This is a genomic window from Aeromonas caviae, from assembly GCF_000819785.1.
Lineage (GTDB): Bacteria > Pseudomonadota > Gammaproteobacteria > Enterobacterales > Aeromonadaceae > Aeromonas > Aeromonas caviae.
The window spans coordinates 37,970-51,773 of sequence record NZ_CDBK01000028.1 but is presented as its reverse complement, the minus strand read 5'-3'; the positions used below and the strand labels follow the sequence as shown (position 1 = coordinate 51,773).

At 61.3% G+C, this 13,804-nt stretch carries 15 protein-coding genes; 5 read left to right on the top strand and 10 right to left on the bottom strand.

Annotated elements, in window-relative coordinates:
* Nucleotides 1-1,368: Ig-like domain-containing protein (locus BN1120_RS03775; protein WP_042014813.1), on the top strand; the 1,368-nt coding region annotated here is incomplete at its 5' end.
* 268 nt (nt 1,369-1,636) lie between these two features.
* Here BN1120_RS03775 and BN1120_RS03770 read toward each other — a convergent pair.
* A complete protein-coding gene (locus BN1120_RS03770; RefSeq protein ID WP_042014811.1) occupies nt 1,637-2,149 on the bottom strand; it encodes a GNAT family N-acetyltransferase in 513 nt (170 codons plus the stop codon).
* Nucleotides 2,150-2,526: 377 nt separating this feature from the next.
* Between BN1120_RS03770 and BN1120_RS03765 the strand changes: the two genes are divergently transcribed.
* Together BN1120_RS03765 and BN1120_RS03760 are read left to right on the top strand one after the other, a co-directional pair.
* A complete protein-coding gene (locus tag BN1120_RS03765) occupies nt 2,527-2,739 on the top strand; it encodes a hypothetical protein (RefSeq protein ID WP_041211694.1) in 213 nt (70 codons plus the stop codon).
* 200 nt (nt 2,740-2,939) lie between these two features.
* Complete coding sequence (locus BN1120_RS03760) at nt 2,940-3,401, top strand: hypothetical protein (protein WP_042014822.1); 462 nt, start codon at nt 2,940-2,942, stop codon at nt 3,399-3,401.
* Between the two features lie 73 nt (nt 3,402-3,474).
* On the opposite strand, the gene BN1120_RS03755 is transcribed toward BN1120_RS03760, so the two are convergent.
* The 4 genes from BN1120_RS03755 to BN1120_RS03740 all read right to left on the bottom strand — a co-directional run bounded on the left by BN1120_RS03755 (nt 3,475) and on the right by BN1120_RS03740 (nt 5,575).
* Nucleotides 3,475-4,110, bottom strand: coding sequence for an FMN-binding negative transcriptional regulator (locus BN1120_RS03755; protein WP_042014810.1), 636 nt, complete (start codon nt 4,108-4,110; stop codon nt 3,475-3,477).
* Nucleotides 4,111-4,344: 234 nt separating this feature from the next.
* Nucleotides 4,345-4,869 carry a DUF4865 family protein gene (locus BN1120_RS03750; RefSeq protein WP_042014809.1) on the bottom strand — a complete coding sequence of 175 codons (525 nt, stop codon included), beginning with the start codon at nt 4,867-4,869 and terminating at the stop codon, nt 4,345-4,347.
* Nucleotides 4,866-5,258, bottom strand: a complete 393-nt coding sequence (locus tag BN1120_RS03745; protein ID WP_010675683.1) for a tautomerase family protein — start codon at nt 5,256-5,258, stop codon at nt 4,866-4,868. Before BN1120_RS03745 ends, BN1120_RS03750 begins: the two co-directional genes overlap by 4 nt.
* Entirely contained in the window at nt 5,249-5,575 is a 327-nt protein-coding gene (locus BN1120_RS03740) for a carboxymuconolactone decarboxylase family protein (protein WP_042014808.1), read from the bottom strand. Before BN1120_RS03740 ends, BN1120_RS03745 begins: the two co-directional genes overlap by 10 nt.
* A 95-nt stretch (nt 5,576-5,670) precedes the next feature.
* Between BN1120_RS03740 and BN1120_RS03735 the strand changes: the two genes are divergently transcribed.
* Entirely contained in the window at nt 5,671-6,564 is an 894-nt protein-coding gene (locus BN1120_RS03735; RefSeq protein WP_042014806.1) for a LysR substrate-binding domain-containing protein, read from the top strand.
* A gap of 105 nt (nt 6,565-6,669) precedes the next feature.
* Here BN1120_RS03735 and argH read toward each other — a convergent pair whose 3' ends face one another.
* The 5 genes from argH to argC form a co-directional block, all read right to left on the bottom strand.
* Nucleotides 6,670-8,055 (bottom strand): argininosuccinate lyase, encoded by a 1,386-nt coding sequence (argH, locus tag BN1120_RS03730; RefSeq protein WP_042014804.1) that lies wholly within the window; start codon nt 8,053-8,055, stop codon nt 6,670-6,672.
* Nucleotides 8,056-8,257: 202 nt separating this feature from the next.
* Nucleotides 8,258-9,493, bottom strand: coding sequence for an argininosuccinate synthase (locus BN1120_RS03725; RefSeq protein WP_010675687.1), 1,236 nt, complete (start codon nt 9,491-9,493; stop codon nt 8,258-8,260).
* A gap of 56 nt (nt 9,494-9,549) precedes the next feature.
* Nucleotides 9,550-10,467, bottom strand: coding sequence for an ornithine carbamoyltransferase (locus BN1120_RS03720; RefSeq protein WP_010675688.1), 918 nt, complete (start codon nt 10,465-10,467; stop codon nt 9,550-9,552).
* Between the two features lie 25 nt (nt 10,468-10,492).
* Entirely contained in the window at nt 10,493-11,272 is a 780-nt protein-coding gene (gene argB, locus BN1120_RS03715; RefSeq protein ID WP_010675689.1) for an acetylglutamate kinase, read from the bottom strand.
* Between the two features lie 23 nt (nt 11,273-11,295).
* Nucleotides 11,296-12,303: an N-acetyl-gamma-glutamyl-phosphate reductase gene (argC, locus tag BN1120_RS03710; RefSeq protein ID WP_010675690.1), complete on the bottom strand. Its 1,008-nt coding sequence runs from the start codon at nt 12,301-12,303 to the stop codon at nt 11,296-11,298.
* A gap of 261 nt (nt 12,304-12,564) precedes the next feature.
* Between argC and argE the strand changes: the two genes are divergently transcribed.
* A complete protein-coding gene (gene argE, locus BN1120_RS03705; protein ID WP_039040568.1) occupies nt 12,565-13,710 on the top strand; it encodes an acetylornithine deacetylase in 1,146 nt (381 codons plus the stop codon).
* The last annotated feature ends 94 nt before the right edge of the window (nt 13,711-13,804 follow it).

The window sequence follows — 13,804 nt, the reverse complement described above, 5'->3', positions numbered from 1 at the left end:
TCGGTCGGCAAAGGCCAGACCCAGCAGCTGACCGCCACCGCCACCTACAGCGACAGCACCACGGCCAATGTGACCGGCAGCGTCGCCTGGCTGTCCGATGACACCGCCGCGGCCACCGTGATCAGCGGCCTGCTGACCGGTGTGGAAGAAGGCACCACAGAGATCAGTGCCAGCCTGGATGGCGTGACCAGCAATGCAGTCCAGGTCACCGTCACCGATGCCGTCCTCACCGCTATCGAGATCACGCCGCCAAGCGTGTCGGTCGGCAAAGGCCAGACCCAGCAGCTGACCGCCACCGCCACCTACAGCGACAACACCACGGCCAATGTGACCGGCAGCGTTGCCTGGCTGTCCGATGACACTGCTACGGCCACCGTGATCAGCGGCCTGCTGACCGGTGTGGAGCAGGGCACCACGGAAGTGACCGCCAGCCTGGATGGCGTGACCAGCAACACAGCCCAGGTCACCGTCACCGATGCCGTCCTCACCGCTATCGAGATCACGCCGTCGAGCGTCTCAGTCGGCAAAGGCCAGACCCAGCAGCTGACCGCCACCGCCACCTACAGCGACAACACCACGGCCAATGTGACCGGCAGCGTCGCCTGGCTGTCCGATGACGCCGCTACGGCCACCGTGACCAGCGGCCTGCTGACCGGTGTGGAAGAGGGCACCACAGAGATCAGTGCCAGCCTGGATGGCGTGACCAGTGACAGGGTGACGATCAATGTCGTCGTCACCCCTCTTTTCGGGGAGTTTGAAGATATTTCCGTCAATGACTTCACGTTTGCGGTCGATGCCGGGTTCCCGACCACGGGGTTTCATGGCGCAGAGTTCACCCTGAATACCCCCAGTGCGCCGAGCGAGTACACCTGGAGCAGTGATGTGGAATGGGTTTCGGTAGACAACGGCGGAAATGTTCGTATTACTTCAGAGGACCATTCAGCACCAGTAAGAATGCTAACCCCAGTCACCATCACAGCAGTCCCCACCTCGGGGGGGGCACCTCTAACCTATACCTTTGCGTTACGCCACTGGTTCTTCGTTCATACGTATAGTCAGTATCCATATGAAAGCTCTGGTACGACGGCTTCGTGGTGGTGTGATTCACGTGATCGCAACTCTAGAATCCCCCCTGTGAGTGAAGTGTCATTGGGTCTGAGGATTCGACAGGTAGGTTCATTATTTTCTGAGTGGGGAGCAGCAGATTACTTCATTGTCAACGACTACTCTATGGGCTCAATGTATTGGGCATACGCCACCTCTTCCTATGGTCGAAGACCACACGTCCGTATGAGTGATGGGTATATTGGTGAATCTACAGCGACCCTAAGCAATAGAGTGATGTGTCGCGTTGCGATTTATTACTAATATCTAAACGGCATAACGTCCCCAAAGGCCCCTCAAAGAGGGGCCATATATTAAAAACAGTAGAAATTCATTGATGGCCAGAATTTCTGGCCTCAATCATCAACCTTTCTTATTTTATTGTCAGACTGCAATATCAGTTCGACAAGATAATTTCCAACATCTCGCCATCGTTAGAACAGCTCTATATTGTTGCCGGCCCGGTCAACACTCGAAGAAGCAGTTCACACATTCTGGAAAAAAGTAATACCCAGTTCTTTATGGCAACAGGTCATGATGACGATGGTTTGGTCAAGGGGCTGACCGGTGAAGCAGACGGACATGCCGGTGACATGGCGTCATCCAGCCTATCCCACTCATATTCAACATAAGCGCTGCCTTCTACCTTCCCGCCGGTCGTCACAAAGGTCTGTCGTGCGGCTTTATTTGCCATGTCGGTCCCGGCCCAAACCAGTCTGACACCATCGCGCGTGCAGCAGGCAATCAGGGTATTGACCAACCCTTTTCCTATGCCACGCCCTCTTTTTTCATCCATCACCTCAATATCATAAAGATACGCCAGGTACCCCCCAGTTCTCACGTCGGGGAAACGGTACGCACTGAGCAGCCCGACAGGCTCATCGCCATGCAAGGCAACCAGCAGATAACAGCGCTCATCGGAAATAGCGGCGGCAATATCTTCCAGAGAGGCTTTTTCTGCCCCCTCTCCTGTTTCAGCAAGCAATATGGATAATGCCTTGAACCAGATATTTTCGTCACCGCGCGCCAGTCTTCTTATTTCCATTGGATGACCTCATGCTGATGCCCGGCCTGATATGCATCATCGATATCAGGTGACAGGCATTTATTAAAAGAGGACTCCATCAATAACATACTGAATAATGTGCATGAATGATCGAACGCACACTTTTCACGACCATGCATTCATCTTTACTCGCGGCAAATAACCAACATCATCGCCAGCACACGCCCTGTCCAGTCACGACCGCATGACAGAGGAGCCATCACATTCAGGCATCCTCCTTGACGGAGAGTGACCCCCTCGGGCAGCCCAGCGTGAACCGAAGACAACCAGGCGGGCATTGCCGCCCAAGGTCGGGTATGAGACAACGACAGCGCGGGAGACAGATCCTCTCGTTCAAATCTTGAAAGGAGTCATTCATGACCATGTGGACAGGTATCGTCCTGATCGTCTTTATCAGCGTGTCGTTCAGCTATCTCACCAAACGCGCCCGCTACCAGATGGGGGATGCCCGCATTACCGACCGTCTTGGCAAGCAGGACATGATCATCAAGGAGTTGCAGGAGCGCATCGCCAATCTGGAGGCCATCGTCATCGAAGAGGAGAAGCGCCGCCCGTTCAAGGAGCTCTGATCCGGCAAGCCGGGCGGCAAACCGGCCAGCCCCCGGGCAGCAAGGGTTTGCCGCCGCCCCCGCTCGCACCCGCCCGTCCTCCGCCTGGCAAAAACGAAATTCACAGCAGGATCAATCCCCTGCCATTTTTCGGTTGAATGTTCGCCAAGCTGGCCCGATCCCTGCTCCGTCATGACATCAGTCGTACGGAGAGTGACATCATGATCGCCATCGGCACCCTGCTTCCCCTCGCCTCCCTTGCCATCAAGCTCGGCAGCAAGCTGCTGGGCGACAGCACGCCGCCCGCCCAGACCGAGCCTGCCGTGCAGGAAGCGCAGCTTGCCCCCACGGTGCAGAGCCTGTTCCAGCGCCTCGGCATCCAGGAGGCTGACAGCGAGCAGAACCGCCCCGCCATCAACCACTTCATGGGGGCGCTGATGCAGACCCTGGGTCAGGAATCCTCGGATCAGCCCCTGTCCCAGGCCATCGATGCCGCCCGCACCCAGTTGGCAGACGGCACCCAGAGCACCCGCCTCGACGCGCTGCAAAGCGAGCTCGACACCCTCAAGGGCTCCCTCGGCAACAGCGACCTCAACCTCGATCAGCTGCTTTCTGCCTTCAAGCAAACCCTGCCCCAGGGCCCGGGGGAAGGCGTCGGCAAGCTGCTCAATGCCAGCGCGTGAGCGGGAGTGGAACCATGAAAAACGGCAACCAGACGGTTGCCGTTTTTGTCGGGCCGAATCTCAAGGTGTCACGCTAGGGCTGTGAAGGAGGCGGGCTCAGCATGGCGCCGGCCAGTGCGGTCTGCCCGCGCTCCTGCAGGGCATTGGCCGCTCCCAGGCGATCCGCCGCCTCTTTGTTCTGACCCAGCTTGAACTTGCCGACCAGCCGCTCAATCTCGATCTCTATGCCTACCACGGCCTGTACCATGGTCTCGAGATAGTCTCGCGGCGCATCCGCCATCTTCCAGGGGGTGGATTCTCCCGCCTCGTGGGTACGGGTCAGGGTCGCGAGCAGGCGACGCACGAAGCGGGCATCGTCCCTCACCCGGATACGGCCATGGGCGTGCACCACGCAGTAGTTCCATGTCGGCACCTGCTTGTGATGCACCTGCTTGCCCGGATACCAGCTGGGGGAGATGTAGCCGTCGGCGGCTCTGAAGATCACCAGCACTTCGTCGCCCTCTTTCACCTCCTGCCAAAGCGGGTTGTTGCGAGCCACATGGGCCCGCAGCACACCGTGGGCCCCCTGCGCCCCATCGAACTCGAACGGCAGGTGGTTGGCATCCAGCCCCCCTTCACCACAGGTGATCAGGGCCCCCAGGGGGTTCGCCTGCATCAGCTGGTGCAGCGCCTCGGGGTCGGTAACGGCGAAATGGGGTGGCAGGTACATGGGAACTCCTTGATCCGGTTGACGCGTCCATACGCATTGCAGCGGGATCATGCCCTGCCCGGCGCGGGCCGTCACCCTGAATGTGCCCACTGAGCCAGTTCATTGCAGCAGGTGGATGCAACTCCACATCATCATCCACAAGCGAGATATAACACCCTATGTTCACGGTGCTAATATCACTTTCACAGCCCAAGTGAATGGAAAAACAGCCTCAATGACAAAGATAATTCCGCTTTACCCCCCTCTCCCCTTCGCCAGATAGCCGATACGGTAGATCTCGCCCCCGCCAGGCAAGGGCGATGAGAGGGACGGGAGAAAATCCGCCTCCAGCCATTCCCATCGGGTGAGATCCCAGCCGCTCACCATGGCCTCGCCGTGCAGGTCGGCCAGCTGGTCGTGGGAAGCGACCTTGGTGCGCCGCAGCCTGGCCATGCAAGCCCCGTCGAGGGAGGCCGGATCCGGCGCCCGCAGCAGATGCCAGGTCTCGATGCGGGGCCAGCCGAAATGCCGGGTGAGCGCCGCGAATCCCTCGCTTGCCAGGAATCGGTGCATCGCCTCGGCGCTGTGCCACACATAGAAGGGGGCATAGCGGTTCTCCTGCCCCGGCAGGGCCCCATCGTCCTGACGGCTGTAGAGATAGGCCTTGAACAACAGACCGGGAAAGCCGTCCAGTCTGGCGCCATTGCTGGCGATCCGCTGCTCGATCAGCGCCATGTCGTAGTCTGCGGGCAGGGTGAATCGGTAGTGCATGGCGATCATGAGGCCACCTCCTGTCTGAACATCCGGCCCTGGCCGAAACTCCACGCCTCGGCATCGGTCTGCTGGATCACCACCATGAGGTTGTCGGGGTGGATCCCAAGCTCGGCCTCAAGGCGCTCGGCGAGACGTGCATAAAGCCGCTCCCTGGTCGCGGTGCTGCGCACCTTGCCCGCCAGGATCTGGAAGAGGATGAAACCCTGGTCCCGGCGGCCGGTCTGGTAGTGGGGGTCATAGATGAGCGCACTGGCAGGCAAGATCTCGAGGATCTGGAATTTATCCTTCGGCGGCACCTCGAACACCTCCACCAGGGTCTGGTGGTAGAGGGCGCTGAGTTGTTGCAGGTGTGCGTCGCTCATCCCCTCGCACAGGGTGATACGGGTCAGCGGCATGGGGTCACCTCCTCGCGGGGGGGCAGATAGCCCACGGCCGTCACTGCGGCGGGCAAACCGGCGTAGAAGGCAAGATGGGTGAACAGCTCTTCCAGCTCATCCCGGGACAGGCCGTTTTGCCGGGCGAATGCAATATGCCAGGGCAGTTGTTGCACCCGGCCCAGTGACGCCAGGATGGCCAGGGTGATCAGGCTGCGCTCGCGGGGCGAGAGGGTGGGGCGCTGCCAGATATCGCCAAACAGCGTCTCTTCCGCCAGTCGGGCGAGTCGGGGGGCAAGCTGCGCCAGGGTGGCGCGATCGGGAACATCGGGTGTCATGGCAATCTCCTTGGTGGATGAAGCCACTCTCCCTCACTGCTACAATTTAAAAATCGAAATATTCAAGACCAATCATCCCGATTAAAAGGATAGTTATGTCACCCCTTCCCCCCAGCCTGGATCTCGATGCCCTGCGCAGCTACGTGCTGGGACTGGAGTGCGGCAGCTTTGCGCTGGCGGCGCAGCGGCTGTGCCGCTCCACCTCGGCGGTCAGCGCCCAGTTGAAAAAACTCGAACAGCAGTGCGGCACCAATCTGGTCATGAAGCAGGGACGTCACCTGGTGCCGACAGCCAGCGGTGAGCGCCTGCTGGGCTACGCCAAGCGGCTGCTGGCGCTCAATGACGAAGCCGTGCTCGCCCTCAAAGGGGAATTGCTGCAAGGGGAGATCCGGCTCGGGGTGCAGGAGGACTTCGGTGAATCTTTGCTCCCCGCCGTGCTGGGACCCCTCTGTCGCCAGCACCCGGCCCTGCGCATGACGACCCGCATCGATCGCAACGGGGCCCTGGTGCAGGGGATCAGGGAAGGCACCCTCGACATGGCTCTCGCCTGGCAGCCACAGGGAGAGCGGGAGGATCTTCCCCTCATCGAGGTGGTGCAACTGGCCTGGATTGCCCACCCCGAGTGGGACCTCGCCCCTTTGCTCGCGCGCGGGGAGCCCCTGCCCCTGGTGCTCTTCGATGCCCCCTGCCTGATGCGGGCGCGGGCCATCCGCGCCCTCGACGATGCCGGGATCCCCTGGCGGATCGCCTTCACCAGCCAGAGCCTCGGCGGGATCTGGGCCGCCGTGCAGGCTGGGCTCGGGATCACGGTGCGTTCCCCCATCGGCATGCCGGCCAGTCTCACCCTCCTCGGCGGCGTGCTGCCCTCACCGGGCACCCTGGGGGTGGTGCTGCTCACTGCCAGCCATGAAACCGACGAGGCCAGATGCCAGTTGCAACGGCTGCTCACGGACGCCGTGCATCAGGCCAGCGCCGGACACAGGGGCTGACAGCGCCTGGTCAACGCGCCTCACGGCGCCGAGGCGTGCCCATAAAAAAACGGCAACCCTGGGGTTGCCGTTCTGCCTTCTTACTCCCATGGCAAGCCGGTTGGCTTAACCCGCCCGCTTGCTCAGCCAGGCTTCGGCGGCGGTGAGAGCTGCCTCTATCTGCTCGCGGGCGACGCCGCCTTTGGCGACCCGCTTGGCCAGGGTCGCTTCCAGCTCCAGGTTCGGGTAAACATCTTCCCCCACCACGGGGCTGAAGCGCTGGAACTCGGGGAGGGAGAGCTCTTCCAGGGGCTTTTTCACCTGGATCGCATAGACCACAGTCTCGCCGACGATATGGTGCGCCTCACGGAACGGGATGCCCTTGGCCACCAGATAGTCCGCCAGCTCGGTGGCGTTGGCGTAGCCGCCCTGGGCCGCCGCCTTGGTACGCTCGCCATTGACCTTCAGATCGATCAGCACCAGGGCCGCCATGTCGAGGCAGTCGTGCCAGGTGTCGAGGGCGTCGAACAGCCCCTCTTTGTCTTCCTGCATGTCCTTGTTGTAGGCCAGCGGCAACGCCTTGAGGCTCATCAACATGCCCATCTGGGCGCCGACCACCCGGCCGGTCTTGCCACGAATGAGCTCCAGCGCGTCCGGGTTCTTCTTCTGGGGCATCAGAGAGGAACCTGAGGTCACCGCATCGGAGAGCTCCACAAAACCGGCTTCACCTGTGTTGTAGAAGATAAGGTCTTCGGCAAACCGCGACAGGTGGGTCATGGAGAGCGACGCCACGTGCATCAGCTCCACCACGTGATCCCGATCGGACACCGAATCCAGGCTGTTGCGGGTCGCGCCGCTAAAGCCCATGTCGAGCGCCAGGGCTTCGCGGTCGATGGCATAGGCGGTGCCTGCCAGGGCGCCGCAGCCGAGGGGGCTGGTGTCGAGGCGCTTGAGGGCATCCTGCAGACGGGAATGGTCCCGCTCCAGCATCTCCACATAGGCCAGGGCCCAGTGGGCGTAAGTGACCGGCTGGGCCCGCTGCAGGTGGGTGTAACCGGGCAGCACCGCGGCCTGGTTGGCACGGGCGGAGGCCACCAACCCTTGTTGCAGGGCGGTAATGGAGCCGAGCAGCAGTTCACCCTGTGCCTTGCACCAGAGCTTGAGGTCGGTGGCGACCTGATCGTTGCGCGAGCGACCGGTGTGCAGCTTCTTGCCAAGGGCGCCGACGGCGTCGATGAGCTGGCTCTCGACCCAGGAGTGGATGTCTTCGGCGTCCGAGTTCAGGATCTGCTGGGGATCCTGTTGCACCGAGGCGAGCAGTACCTCCATCGCCTGCTGCAACTTGGCCTGCTCACCCTCGGTCAACACGCCCACCTTGACCAGCGCTTTGGCCCAGGCCATGGAGCCTTGAATATCCTGCTCCGCCAGACGGTAGTCGAACCGCAGCGAATCGTTGAACTGCTTGAACCGGCTATCGGCTCCCTGACTGAAGCGTCCACCCCAAAGTGCCATACTGCTCTCCTTGAATGCGTTGTCGGCGGCGCCTTGCGCCGTCGAACTTGAAATCTTGCCCTGTTTTTCTGCGAGCCTGTTATCTCACAGAAGCGGCCAGGGCGCAGCCGCTCTTGTCACACCCGATGAGGATGGCAAAGGGCCTCTCTGCCTGTAAAAGAGGGGGCCATGCCCCCTCGAATCAACGGGTGATAGCGCTTGTTTAGCCGTGGGTATGGTCGCCACCGATGGCTTGATGCTGCTCCTTCATGGCGCGGATCCGGCTCGCCAGGGTGTAGAGACGGATGAAGCCTTCGGCATGGCTCTGGTCGTACACTTCGTCGGCACCGAAGGTGGCGAAGTCTTCGGAATAGAGGCTGTTCGGCGACTTCTTCTGCACCGCGGTGACCTGACCCTTGTACATCTTCAGCACCACTTCACCGTCGAGCTCCTCGGCGATGGCGTTGGCGGAGGCGACAATGGCCTTGCACAGCGGGGTGAACCAGCGACCGTCATACACCAGGTGAGAGAACTCGGCACCCAGCTTTTCCCGCCAGGCGCGGGTCGGTCTGTCCAGTACCAGCTCTTCCACGGCGCGCAGTGCGGCAACCATCACGGTACCACCCGGGGTCTCGTAGCAGCCACGGGACTTCATGCCCACCATCCGGTTCTCGGTGATGTCGATCCGGCCCACGCCGTGCTTGCCGGCACGCTCGTTCAGGGTGGTCAGGATCTGGTGCGGGCTGAGCGGCTGGTCGTCAACGGCGACCACTTCGCCCTTGGCCACGGTCAGCTTGACGTATTCCGGCTCGTTCGGGGCATCCTCTGCAGAGACGGTCCACTGCCAGACGGCTTCGGACGGCTCGTTCCAGGTGCTCTCCAGCTCGCCACCCTCGGTGGAGATGTGCCAGGCGTTGGCGTCGCGGCTGTAGATCTTCTTCAGGGTCGCCTTGCAGGGGATGTTGCGGGCTTCCAGATAGGCCAGCAGATCTTCCCGGGAACGCATGTCCCACAACCGCCACGGGGCGATCACTTTCAGCTGGGGCGCCAGGGCAGCCACCGCCCCTTCGAACCGCACCTGGTCGTTGCCCTTGCCGGTGCAACCGTGGGAGATGGCATCAGCCCCTTCTGCCAGGGCAGCCTCGACCATGGCCTTGGCGATCACCGGACGAGCCATGGAGGTGCCCAGCAGGTAGGTGCCTTCATAGACTGCACCGGTCTTCAGGGTCGGGTAGACATACTCTTTGACGAACTCTTCCCGCAGATCCTTGACGATGCACTTGACCGCGCCGGAGGCGATGGCCTTCTGCTCGATCCCTTCCAGATCGTCACGCTCCTGGCCCACGTCGGCGACGAAGGCGATGATTTCAGCGTCATAGTGCTCCTTCAGCCAGGGAATGATGGCCGAGGTATCCAGTCCGCCCGAGTAAGCCAGTACGATCTTGTTGATTCCGCTCATTTACTTCTCTCCGTGATGATTCGATAAAAAGGGGTGATTCCGGGTCGGTTGCCGGATTACTTCTGGCCCTGTCCGAACAGGGTCAGCAGCACGGCGTTCTGGATATGCATCCGGTTTTCTGCCTCATCCATGATGAGGGAGGCTGGGCCGTCCATGACCTCCGAGGTGATCTCCAGCTCCCGGTGGGCCGGCTGGCAGTGCAGCACATGCTGGATGCCGGTCCGATCGAGCAGGGCCTGGTTGATCTGATAAGGCATGAAGATATCTTTTACCTGCTCCATTGGTGTGTTGTCACCCATGGAAACCCAGGTATCGGTATAAACCACGTCAAAGCCTTCGATATCCGCGACATCATCGCTGATATGTATGGTCGCGCCAGATTGAGCTGCCAGTGCCTGGGCCTGCAGGAAGATCTGGGTATCCGGGCCATGGCCTTTCGGGCAGACCAGGGTCACGTCGGTACCGAGGGTCGCCCCCAGCAGCAGCAGGGAGTGGCTCACGTTGTTGCCATCGCCGAGATAGGCCAGCTTCACCTTGGACAGATCGCTGTAGTGCTCGCTGATGGTCATGAAATCCGCCAGCCCCTGGCAGGGGTGGTAGAGGTTGCACAGGCTGTTGACCACAGGCACCGAGCCGAACTCGGCCAGCTCGACCAGGGTCTGGTGATCGAACACCCGGGCGACGATGGCGTCACACCAGCGGGACAGGTTGCTGGCGAAATCCTTCACCGACTCCCGCTTGCCGAGCGCCCCGTTCTGCTGATCCAGATAGACGCTGTGACCGCCCAGTTTGGCGATGCCGATGTCGAAGGTGACCCGGGTACGCAGGGAGGGCTTCTCGAACAGGGTGACCACGCTCTTGCCCGCCAGGGCCTGGCTGTATTTCTTCGGATCGGCCTTGACCGCCTTGCCTAGCGCCAGCAGCGCCTCGATCTGGGCCTTGCTTAAATCACTGTCTTTCAGAAGATGTTGCATCGGATTGTCCTTTTCCCGGTGGAGATCAGAGGGTGACCTGGGTGCCGACCGCGCCGCCAGCCAGCAGCTTGAGCAGCTGATCCGGGTAGCGCCAGCTGGCGACACAGACCGGCTTGCCCAGGGTTTCGGCGGCATGCAGGGCGGCTTTCACCTTGACGGCCATGCCGTCCGTGATAACCCCCTTCTCCATCAGGTCCAGCGCGCTCTGCTTGTCCAGTTGCGGCACCAGCTTGCCCTTGCCATCCAGAATGCCGCTCACATCCGACAGCATCACCAGATCGGCGCCCAGCGCTTCGGCGATGGCGGTGGCCGCCTGATCCGCATTGACGTTCATCATCTGTCCGTCGGCGGTGATGCCGATGGAGCTCACCACCGGCAGGAAGCCCTGCCCCAGGATGCCGGCCACCAGCGCCGGGTTGCCCGGTTTGCAGTCACCGACCGCACCGAGATCCGGATCGAGCTGGGTCACCTGGCACAGACCGCCGTCGGCGAGGCACAGACCCACAGCAGGAATGCCGGTGGAGATGGCCTTGGCCATCATCATCTTGTTGGCGGTCCCGGCCAGGGCACCGGCAATCACGGGGATCTGCTCGAACGGGGTCACCCGCAGGCCGTTCTTCTTGGTGGAGGTCATGCCCAGCCCCTTGAGCAGGTCGTCCACCAGGCAGCCACCACCGTGCACCAGCACCAGAGGACGGTGCTGATCATCCAGGAAGGTCTTCAGGGTGGCGAACAGGGCAGTCAGGGCCTCGTCGTTCTCGATCAGGGCACCACCCAACTTGATTACCAGCGTCTGCTTGTCCATCTTCTCGATCCTTTCTTAAAGCGTTAAATCAGGCCGGTGGCCGGTTCAAAACCAAACTTGATATTTATGCACTGCATGGCTTGCGAGGCGGCCCCCTTGAGCAGGTTGTCGATGGCAGAAACCACCACCAGCATGTTGCCCTGCTGCTGCCAGGCGATGTCGCAGTAGGGCGTGCTCGCCACGCCACGGATGGAGGGCATCTGGCCGGTGAGGCGTACCAGCGGCTTGCCTTCGTAGGCCTTGAGGTAGGCCTGATCCACCTGGGTCGGCGTCACCCCTTCCGCCAGTTGCACATAGATGGTGGCCAGGATGCCCCGCACATAGTTGCCGAGGTGGGGCTGGAACAGCACCTCCTTGCCGAGGTGGTGGCTGATCTCCGGCTGGTGCCTGTGATTGAAGGTGCCGTAGGGATTGAGGCTCACTTCGCAGAAACTGGTGTTGATGGCGGCCTTGCGACCAGCCCCGGAGACGCCGGAAACCGCATTGATGATGGGCTGCCACCCCTGGGCAATCAGCCCGGCCTGTTGCAGCGGCTTGAGGGCGCACAGGGAGGCGGTCGGGTAGCATCCCGGCACGGCAATCAGCTGGGCGGCCTTGACGGCATCGGCATTCCACTCGGCCAGACCGTAGGCGGCCTGCTCCAGCCACTGCTCATTCTCGTGGGTGAAGCCGTAGAAGGAGGAGTAGAACTGCTGATCGTTGACCCGGAAGGCACCGGAGAGATCGAACACCGGCAACCCCTTGGCCAGGAACTTGGGCGCGAGTTCCGCACTCACCTCGTGAGCAGTAGCCAGCACCACCAGATCGGCCTGGGTCAGGATCCGGGTCATGCCGTCTTCGTCCAGGGGCAGCAGCGGCTGATCCAGCTTGCCCACCCACTGGGGATGCAGGGAAGAGAAGCGCTTGTGGGCGTCCTGGCTGCCGGCGGAAACATAGAGGCCGAACAGCTCGAGTTGTGGATGGTTCTGGACCAGAGCGGCCAGTTCGGCCCCCGCGTAGCCACTGGCACCGACGATAACGGTCTTAAGCATGTTTGAGTATTCCAAGTCTGGGTTCGAAATTCACAGCATGGTGCTGCGGTGCAAGGGGTCGGCTATCGCCCCTTTGATGCAACGAGTGCGGAGGGGCAATTCAGGCGGATATGCGTCGTCGGTTACAGATCAGGTGACAGAACATTAACTTTCCCTTACAACTAGAGGCCTTGTCGATGAGCACTCGAACAGAATATTCATGCACTCACTTTGCATTTGTATTTTCTAACAGAAACACTCCGGGGACGCAAGGAGGAGCTGATGGCCAAACTGGATTTTTTTTCACTTTATAAGAATATTATTGCGATTCCCTCTATCAGCAGCACGGATACTCGCTGGGATCAGAGCAACGAGGCGGTGATCCGGCTGCTGGCCGACTGGTTCGGCCAGCTTGGGTTCCAGTGCGAGGTCACGGCCCTGCCGGATCTGCCGGGCAAGTTCAACCTGGTGGCAACCTATGGTCAGGGAGAAGGGGGGCTGCTGCTCGCGGGTCACACGGATACCGTTCCCTTCGATGAAGGAGCCTGGACCAAAGACCCCTTCAAGGTGACCGAAGAGGGCAACCGCCTGTACGGGCTCGGCACCATCGACATGAAGGGCTTCTTCGCCTTTATCGTGGAAGCGCTCAAGGAGGTCGACCTCAAGACCCTGAGCAAGCCGCTGCGCATTCTTGCCACCGCCGATGAAGAGACCACCATGGCCGGGGCCCGCGCCATCGCCGCCGCAGCCGAACTCAAACCCGATTACGCGGTGATCGGCGAACCCACCGGGCTGGTGCCCGTGGTGGCCCACAAGGGCCACATGTCGGAAGCCATTCGCATCACAGGCCGAAGCGGCCACAGTTCGGATCCCGCCAACGGCGTCAATGCCATGGAGATCATGCACAAGGCCATGGGTCAGGTGCTCAGGCTCCAGCAGGATCTGAAGGAAAAGTACGCGGATCACCGCTTCGCCGTGCCCCAGCCCACCCTGAACCTCGGCTACATCCAGGGGGGCGACAGCCCGAACCGCATCTGCGGCTGCTGCGAGCTGCACATCGACATGCGTCCCACCCCGCAGGTGGGACCCGACGAGCTGATGGGCATGCTGAAAGAGGCGCTCTCCCCCATCGAGATCCACCAGCCCGGCTGCTTGCACCTGCAGCACCTGCACGAACCCATTCCGGCCTATGCCTGCCAGGATGACTCCGAGCTGGTGCGGGAGGCGGAAAAGGCGAGCGGCCGGGCCGCCGAGTCCGTGAACTATTGCACCGAAGCCCCCTTTATCCAGCAGCTGGGTTGCGAGACCATAGTGATGGGTCCAGGCCATATCACCCAGGCCCACCAGCCCGATGAATACCTGGATCTGTCGTTCGTCAAACCGACCACGGCGGTGCTGCAGCACCTGATCCGGCGCTTCTGCGTCTAGCCAAATAGGGATGTAAGTAAGTTACATGACAGGCGCCTTGGGACAGGTGAGGGAAATACATGTTCTGAATCGGCTTGTTATTTGACCTTGCGCA